At 67.7% G+C, this 229-nt stretch carries 1 protein-coding gene; it reads right to left on the minus strand.

Features of this window, described 5'->3' with window-relative positions; genetic code table 11:
- Positions 1 to 229, minus strand: a 229-nt coding sequence (locus IG98_RS46445; RefSeq protein ID WP_037973187.1) for an RICIN domain-containing protein, incomplete at both ends; no start/stop codon positions are given.

Genomic DNA, 229 nt, shown 5'->3' on the forward strand with positions numbered 1-229 from the left:
CTGGTTGTTGCCGCCCCAGTCGTCGTACTGGACGATGTTGGCGCCGTCGGCGGTGGAGGCGCCCTGGACCTCCAGGGCCTTGTTGCTGTGGCGGCTGATCAGGCGGACGTAGCCGCCGTTGTCGGCGACACGCCACTGCTGGTTGGTGCCGTTGCCGTCGGCCCACTGGACGATCGAGCCGCCGTTGGCGGTCGAGAAGTTGTAGACGTCGAGGACCTTGCCGGAGTGG

It is taken from the genome of Streptosporangium amethystogenes (assembly GCF_000721075.1).
Classification (GTDB): domain Bacteria; phylum Actinomycetota; class Actinomycetes; order Streptosporangiales; family Streptosporangiaceae; genus Streptosporangium; species Streptosporangium amethystogenes.